This window comes from Methanoculleus sp. MH98A (assembly GCF_000691865.1).
GTDB lineage: Archaea > Halobacteriota > Methanomicrobia > Methanomicrobiales > Methanoculleaceae > Methanoculleus.
In genome coordinates, this window is the sequence record NZ_JMIO01000213.1 from 1 (window position 1) to 801 (window position 801).

Annotated in this window: 1 protein-coding gene and 1 pseudogene; one reads left to right on the plus strand and one right to left on the minus strand. The window is 39.7% G+C overall.

Annotation, left to right across the window (positions count from 1 at the left end):
* A partial coding sequence (locus EI28_RS15155) for a hypothetical protein (protein ID WP_231476848.1) occupies nt 1-220 on the minus strand: 220 nt, incomplete at its 3' end.
* A 392-nt stretch (nt 221-612) separates the two neighbouring features.
* On the opposite strand from EI28_RS15155, the pseudogene EI28_RS15160 reads away from it, so the two are divergent.
* Nucleotides 613-801: pseudogene (locus EI28_RS15160) on the plus strand (hypothetical protein); the annotation flags it as partial.

An 801-nucleotide genomic window follows, 5' to 3' on the forward strand; every position in this document is an offset into this window, starting at 1 on the left:
TCGAGCGAACTCTCTCTTTAGATTGTGTCCGATACAGGACGACCATGCGGTTGTAACCATTCAGCAAGTAATCGTCACCTTCTGCTCGGTAATTATAGTCGCTTGTAATCCCGATCTTAAATTTTGACGCAATCTTTCTCTGCTCATTCACGTATCGCCCAATCTTCTGGCAGAGTTCGTCGAAACTCCTTCCTGTTTGTATACGTTTGACTATATCCATAGCATGGATCATCGCGGCCAGCACAATAAACTTTTCGAAAAAAGATCTCAGTAGAGCGAATGATTAAGGGATTCAAGACATTTAACGGAGCCATATGGAATTTACTAACGTGGAATCAGTGTGTGCACCTTTCTATTTCCCTCTTTAATGGATCAAAACAAGTGCACTCCTAATGCCGCATCCCAAATTGCATGCTCGAATGAGTTTCAGTGCGGTAAATGGTAAGGGACAAAATCGCACTATAATCGCACTATTGATATACAACAAAATAATATTGGGATATATTAAACCGAGTTTCGTCTATAGATACTCCATCCAAAACGCAGAGTATTGTCATCAAATTTGGATATCACAGAAAATCCCAGAGAATTTAGAATAACGAACGGTGAAAAATGATTATACCAAAAGAATTCCATGGAGAAGTGGAGACTCTTAAGGATCTCATATCCCAATCGAAGGTGACGTTCCTTATCGGTGCCGGCTGCAGTAAATGTGCTGGTTTAGCATCCACCAAAGAGCTTAAAGATCATGTTTTGGTCTCAAAATCTAGTCGAAAAACAAAAGCAATACTCAATTATTTA